This is a genomic window from Streptomyces hainanensis (assembly GCF_004348415.1).
Lineage (GTDB): Bacteria > Actinomycetota > Actinomycetes > Streptomycetales > Streptomycetaceae > Streptomyces > Streptomyces hainanensis.
Genome location: NZ_SMKI01000425.1, coordinates 1 through 6797, shown reverse-complemented (window position 1 = coordinate 6797; position 6797 = coordinate 1). Strand labels below are relative to the sequence as shown.

The window sequence follows — 6797 nt, the reverse complement described above, 5'->3', positions numbered from 1 at the left end:
GGGCGCGGGGGTGCGGGGCCGCTAGTTGGACCCGCACGCCCTGACGGTCTCCGGTGTCACGATGGGGATGGTGAGGCCGACGACCGCGACATCGCTTTGGGGGCTGCAGACCGGGATGTTCTGTTCGTACTCGATGTTGATGTCGCCGGCCAGCGCGGTGGTGGCGGTGCCGGCGAGTCCGGCGATGGCCAGGGCCGCGGCGGCCACGGCGGTGCGGAAGCTGCGCATGGGGGTGCCTCATCTACTACCGGGGGACCGCCTTGCGCGGTCTCCTCCCGGGGCGTAACGAGAGCCGGTGCCAGGGGCGCACGGCACGTCATCCGGGCGGCGCCGACGGGTTCACGCGAACGGTCCCGACCTTCATGACGACGATGACGGCGGCGGGTCGGTGGCTGGTGCCTCGCGTGCGGCATTGGGATGCCGGCATCGGTGGACGCTGGCGGGCTATCCGCTGATGGCGGTGTCGTTGAGGCGTACCGCGGCTGGTGGTAGTGCGGCCGGTGCGGGGTTGGTGGTGGCGAGGACGAAGGAGAAGGCCCTGCCGGGGTGGAGGTCGCGCTGGTCGCCGGTGGGGATCAGGGTGACGTGGATGCCGCGTTCCTCCTCGACCGCGGTGACGTTGACGGGGGAGGTGGTGGTCAGGGCGGTGCCGGCTTCGGCGGGCAGGATGAACTGGAGGGTCCAGTTTTCCACCGTGCTACCGGAGGTGGGGTTGGTCAGCGTCATGTGGAGGTCGCTGCGGCCGTCGACGTTGACCAGGCTCGTGGTGAGGTTCGGCAGCGTGGAGCGCAGCTTGGCCAGGCTGCGGGTGGGATCGACGACCACGACCCACCGGGCGTTTCCCGCCTGCCCTCCGGTCGCCGCCGCCGGCGTCGTGGTGGTGAGGGCGTTCCCGTCGGCCGCCAGGTGGTGGCCGGGGCCGATCGTGGCGGTGAGGCGCTGGGTGTGATCCTCGGCGACCTCCAGGGCCCAGCTGGTCGCCTCCTGGAGGACGGAGGTGGTGAGCACCTGCCCCTCACGGAGGGCGAGGGCCTGGCCGTTGTAGGCGTTCACGAGCCGGAACGCGTTCTCACCGGCCTCCTGGAACTGCCACAGCTGGGAGTCGGACCCGTTGTGCTTGCGCAAAACGACCGGTACCGCCTCCGACAACGCGTAACGCGCCAGGTCCAGCGTCCCGTCACCCTCGGCGACGTGCACCCGGCACAACGCTCCCGACGGCACGGTGAACTGCTTGTCGGGCGTGATGTACTCATCAGTCGGGTGAACGCCCACGATGACGCCCGATTCGTAGACGTTCCTCAGCGGATTGCATCGCCCTGCGTATCTCACGTCGCACACGGACCAGTCCTTGGCTTTGAACTCGACGTGAACAGCCGATGCGCTATGCAGATACGTGGAGAGTTTCGCGTCGCCGAGTTGCCATCCGGCGAAACCCCTGAGCTCGTCCCTTTCACCCCCCTGCACGTCGAGGTAGAGCGTGACACCGGAGTATCCAGACTCTGACGAATCATTCACGGTGTAAGCGGGCTCGTCCATGTCATCTGCGTAATACCAAGTGGAATGTCCGTCGGAGTAATGCAAGTGCAACCCCAGCAAGGAGGAACCGTTGTCGGAAGAGACAGGGGCATGCATGTCCGCCTTGTATGAAACGAGTGCCGGTTCGCGCTTGTGCTCGTAGAGATAATTCGGGGCCACCAGCGGCTTCGCCGCATCCTCCATGTGGAGCACGGACCCGCAGCGAAGATACACGGTGGCTTCACGGTACAGTTTCTCCGGCGCATTATTGCAATCGGCGAGCGCGGGCCAGAAATACCGCCCATACTCGGCGCCCCGGACGTAGTTCTCACGCTGATAGTCCAGCGTCAGGTAGCACTCGTCCGACCCACCTGTACTGAAGGCGTGGGCGTCGAAGGTCTTCTTCATGTAGGAGGTGTAGGCCCCGTCCTCCGACGCCACATCCTTGAGCATCTTGATGAGCTCTTCCCGATGCGCATCGCTCAGGCCAAGTTCGTCGGCGTAGTTGATGCCCTCGCGAAGCAGCATGATGTGCAGGTTGGCCACCTGAGCGAAGAACGGCAACACGAGATAGCCATAGTCGGCGTCCTGAAAAGCCGGCATGTCGTGAAGAATCTGCTCGTGAGCGGAGATAAAAGCGGCTGGCGCATTTCCCGGATCGGTGCGCGCGACGGTGTGATAGTAGTCAACAACCTTGTACAAGCCAGCCAACTCATTCTCCATCAGCTTGTGATAGAGATTCGAGACAGCCGTCTTGATCTTCTCGTCGACCATCCTCTCAATGACCACCATCATCTTGTCCAAGATCCCCTGGAAAACCTGCTTCAGATCTGTCTGCGGATTGGGCCACAACTCGTTCAACACGAGCCCCACGAGCCCACCCAGCGGACCAAGAGCCATCTGGGAGATCACCATCATGAGCTCGGTCTTCAGGAGGTCCTCTTCCTCCTTGGGCAGGTCCTGCGCCCTGAAGCCACCTTCCGGCGCGTTCAGGAACGTGGCCGGAATCGTCTCAGCGGTGTACAGGGACACGAGAACCTCCAACGAACCCAGAGACACCCAGCACTCCACCACGAGGACTCACCGCGGCGCCGGGAACACGTGCCAGACACCTACCACCCAGCACGCCACATTCAGCTACGGCACGCCGACACCCGAGACTCCTACAACCCGATCTCGTCGAGGGCGGTCTGCTGCTCGATGGGCAGCTTGTCGCGCCGGCTGCGCATGTTGGATCTCCAGACACCGAGGCGGACGTCGACGGTCTCGGGCTGTTCCTGGCCGCCGTCGCCGGCGGCGGCGTCTTCGAGGGCTAGGTGCTCGATGTGGCTGCGGGGAACGCGGAGGTGGCCTTCGCGGGCGAGGTATTGGCGGGCGGCGGCCAGGCCCCGCTCGAACGACCCCGCGCGCCCGTTGGTGGGCTTCCTCGCGGCCGGCACGGTGGCGCCGCCGGCCTCCGGCCCGGCAGGCTCCTGCACGGCCTCCACTGCGCCCTGTACGGCCTCAGGGGCCGTGTGGAGCGGGCCGATGGCCAGATCCGCGAGCAGCCTGCGCTGTGCCTCGGACAGGTGCTTCCAGGCGTGTCGCTGGCGCCGCAGCCACGTCCCGACATCGATGCCGGCCACGGTGACGCCGGGGAGGATGTCGTCGGGGTCGGCGCCGCCGTCCACGCACTGCTGGATGCCGGCGTAGTTTCTCTGCCACTCGATGGGCCAGGCCGGGTTCCAGTGGGGGTCGATCGCCGCCAGTTGGCGCGTGCGGCGCTCGGCTCGGGCTGTGTCCTTCCCGAGCCCGCCGGGCCGGCGGAGGTTGGCCAGGAGCATCCCTACCGGGCGGTCCAGGATCGTCGCGGACCTCGGAGCCGCCAGCGTCCCGTACTCGCCGTGGTAGGCCCGCAGGACGTCGAGGGTCTCCTCCCACGCGAGCTCGCGTTCGTCCCAGACCATGCCGAGGGCTTCGAGGCGGCGGGCGCGGCCGCCGTTCATGGCGCCGGCCTGGAAGGTTTTCCGTTGATCCGCCAGCCACTGCCCGAGGGGGAAGGCGCCCTCGCGGTGGGAGAACGGTACCCGCGCGTTCTTCTCGCGCTTGCGGTAGGCGCGCAGCGCCTCCAGCCCGCGGCCCCAGTCCTGGCGTTCGGTGTCGATGACGTTGTAGGCGATCCATTCCGCGACCGCCGCCGGGTCCCGCTTCGAGGAGAACCGCAGCAAGAGCCGACCCTCTTCATCACCATGCTCCGGCGGCACTCCGATGGTGGTGGTCGGCGACTCCGAGCCGGTGTTCGTCTGCGGAATAGCCAGCAATTCGATGGCCTGTTCATCATGTGCACGCAGCCCTTCAAGCACCTTCACCAAGGGCTTATATGAAGCCGAGGAGAACATGTCATCGGGCTGCTCACCAGGTGCCAGAAACACCGGGACGATAAGCGAAGCAAGCTTACCCTCATTCGGCTTTTGCCGCAGGGCGCGGCCGATGGCTTGGACGATATCGACCGGTGATCCCTTCGGGTCGAGAAGAGCCACGGAGTCCACGGCCCTGATGTCGACGCCTTCGCCGAGGACGCGGCAGTTCGAGAGGATCGCGAGGCCGGCTCGGGTACCGAACTCCTCGAGAACGGTCGCGCGGTGGTCGGCCTCGTGCTCGCCCTTCAACCACCCCGACCAGACCTTCGCCGGGTACCGCTCGGGCTCCGCCTGGTGGAGCTTCTTCCCGACCGCTGGCAGTCCGGTGGCGAAGGCTTGGGCCTCGACGGTGCGGTGGTGGAAGGTGATCATCGTCTTCAGGTCGTGCTCGCGCGTGGTCTTGAGCATCGCCGCCTGGAGCGCCCCGAGCCGAAGGCCGCGGATCTTCTCCTCGCGTTTCTCCGGGCCGTGGAGCTGGTCGGGCGGGAGCTGGGGGTCGACGAGCTCGACGACGATGATCTGGTACCGGGCGAGCAGGCCTCGGGCTACGCCGGAGGCGAGGTTCATGCGGTAGACGACTGGCCCGAAAATCGTTTCGTCGTCCATGCTGGCGGCCATCTCCTCGGGCAGCGGGTCGCGCAGCGGCTCGGTGGGCGGGCGTTCCTGCCAGATGCGGGGCGTCGCCGTCAGGTACAGCCGCCGGAGCGCCGGCAGTAGCTGGTTGTTGTGGACGTCGGTCCACGCCTTCCCCATCGACCCGGAGGTGCGGTGCGCCTCGTCGACGACCACCAGGTCCAGCGGGTCCATCGGGAGGCCGTAGGAGCCCTCGAACGCCTCGACCAGGACCGGCAGGGAGGAGTAGGTGGCGTAGATGGTGACCGGCCCGGAGCCGTGCCACAGCGCCAGTTGCGGGGCGCTGGTGGTCGCCCGCACCCTGCGGCCCCACAGCACCGGGTCGTCTTGGAGCGAGCAGACCGCGACCGCCGGGCCCTTGTGACCGGCCGACTGCCACGCGCCGACCGTCTGGGTCAGCAGATCCAGCGTCGGCACCAACACCAGCACCCGGCCATTCCGGGCCACGCGCCGGGCGGTGAAAGCGGCCACCATCGTCTTTCCCGAGCCGCACGGCATCACCACCGTCGCGCGCAATCCCGCCGCAGGAATTCGCATTCCCGGCGGAATATCCAGCGCCCGCGCCCCGGCCTCTACCGCCTCAATTTGATGATCCCGGAGCTTAAAAGACTTCTTCCCCGTTCCTCTCTCCGGACGATCACCACCATTACCCACTGTCCAGCTCGGGATCATAGCGGGCCCAGCACATCTTGAGGCGCGGCTGCCAGACCCAAGGTTTCGAGCACAGTGAGCAGTTGCCGCTCTTCGTAACGGAAGTGGTTTTCCATGATCGCTGCGATGCCTTCGAGATGACTGTCAAGCTCCTCAGGCGGCGCGGCCCGGTCGACTGCGGCACGGAGGCTGTCGAGAAGATGGGCGATCATCGAGTGATCCTGCTCAAGCAGAATCAGCACCGGCCGCAGCTCCGGATGGGCAGCTGCGATGGCTGGGAATAGGGTGCTGTCCTCACCTCGGTGGTGGCCGTCGAGCGCTGTGCAGAAGCCGTGGCAATACAGCAGCAGTTCACGGGCGGCTGCCTCACCGGGGGTCCCGTCGGCGAGGGAGGCGCGAGTCACGAGCAGCGCTTCCCGTAGTCGGTGATGCACCTGGCGGAGTTCTTGGCTCCAGGCGACGAGCCTGGCCGTCTCGCGCTCAGTCACGCGAGAGCGAAGGGTGCGACGAGCGCATCGTCGGTCTCCTTCAATCCGGCGCCTCCATGCCTGACACGGTCTGCCACCGGCACGCGACGCTTCCCACACACTACCGTCCCCTCGATACGCCGCCCGCACCCCAAGCGCCATCCCCTGCTCGAGCCCCGGGTGTCGGCACTTTGCGCGGGGGGCGAAGGCATTCGGAGTGCATGGTCGATGTATTTGAAGGCGGTGATAGTGACGGTGTGGTGGCACCGGGTCGTCCGCCAGCGAGCAGACCGCGACCGCCGGGCCCTTGTGGCCGGCGGCCTGCCACGCGGCGACCGTCTGGGTCAGCAGATCCAGCGTCGACACCAGGACCCGGCCATTCCGGGCCACGCGCCGGGCGGTGAAAGCGGCCACCATCGTCTTTCCCGAGCCGCACGGCATTACCACCGTCGCGCGCAATCCGGCCGCAGGAATTCGCATTCCCGGCGGAATATCCAGCGCCCGCCCCCCCCGGCCTCTACTGTCTCAATTTGATGATCCCGGAGCTTAAAAGGCGTCGTCTCTATTTCGGCTCTCCCGACAGAAACCGAAACACTGAAGACCGTCGACACCCTCCCCGCACGCTCAATCGGGAGGCCATCGCGATCCCTGAGTCTACACAGGTGCATCCTGCGCAACGTGAAGCTTGATGCGTTGTGATGCACGTCACGCGAACAGCGTCAGCGCTTGTCAGCACTCGGCACTCCGGGCGCACTTGGCGTCCTGAGGAGAGCAGTTGATCGGACAGTCAACCCTTCCTGTCAACCCAACGCCGCACGGAATCCACCCGAACGAGAGACGTGCGGACCGGAGCACGGCTCCGGTCCGCACGTCTCTCGTTCGGTCTCAAATCCCGGCGCCTGCCTGGAATTCCCGTAGTTACACAGCCCACATCATCCCGCGATGCTGTCACCCCCCATTCCCCTGGGCGCGTTTTTCCCGCCGGAGCGGAGCGGAGGCGGGATTCGCGCGAAGCGTGAATCCGACTGCGTCTCGGATTTCCGCGAAGCGGGAATCCGTTGCCCCCCGCGAAGCGGGGGGCTCCGTCCGCGAAGCGGACGGTCTTACAAGCGCGCGCAGCGCGCTTGTACCC

Annotated in this window: 4 protein-coding genes and 1 pseudogene; all 5 read right to left on the bottom strand. The window is 66.5% G+C overall.

Going from position 1 to position 6797, the window contains the following annotated elements:
• Positions 1-21: 21 nt before the first annotated feature.
• Positions 22-228 carry a hypothetical protein gene (locus E1283_RS28985; RefSeq protein WP_132821134.1) on the bottom strand — a complete coding sequence of 69 codons (207 nt, stop codon included), beginning with the start codon at positions 226-228 and terminating at the stop codon, positions 22-24.
• Positions 229-444: 216 nt separating this feature from the next.
• Positions 445-2547 (bottom strand): insecticidal delta-endotoxin Cry8Ea1 family protein, encoded by a 2103-nt coding sequence (locus E1283_RS28980; protein WP_132821133.1) that lies wholly within the window; start codon positions 2545-2547, stop codon positions 445-447.
• A 131-nt stretch (positions 2548-2678) separates the two neighbouring features.
• Positions 2679-5219 carry a DEAD/DEAH box helicase gene (locus E1283_RS28975; protein WP_132821132.1) on the bottom strand — a complete coding sequence of 847 codons (2541 nt, stop codon included), beginning with the start codon at positions 5217-5219 and terminating at the stop codon, positions 2679-2681.
• Positions 5216-5686, bottom strand: coding sequence for a hemerythrin domain-containing protein (locus E1283_RS28970; protein ID WP_132821135.1), 471 nt, complete (start codon positions 5684-5686; stop codon positions 5216-5218). Before E1283_RS28970 ends, E1283_RS28975 begins: the two co-directional genes overlap by 4 nt.
• Positions 5687-6031: 345 nt before the next feature.
• A pseudogene (locus E1283_RS39140) lies at positions 6032-6082 on the bottom strand (hypothetical protein); the annotation flags it as partial.
• Between the last annotated feature and the right edge of the window lie 715 nt (positions 6083-6797).

Coding starts and splice junctions, on each gene's coding strand:
- E1283_RS28985 (WP_132821134.1), bottom strand. CDS start 228: ATGCGCAGCTTCCGCACCGCCGTGGCCGCCGCGGCCCTGGCCATCGCC.
- E1283_RS28975 (WP_132821132.1), bottom strand. CDS start 5,219: ATGATCCCGAGCTGGACAGTGGGTAATGGTGGTGATCGTCCGGAGAGA.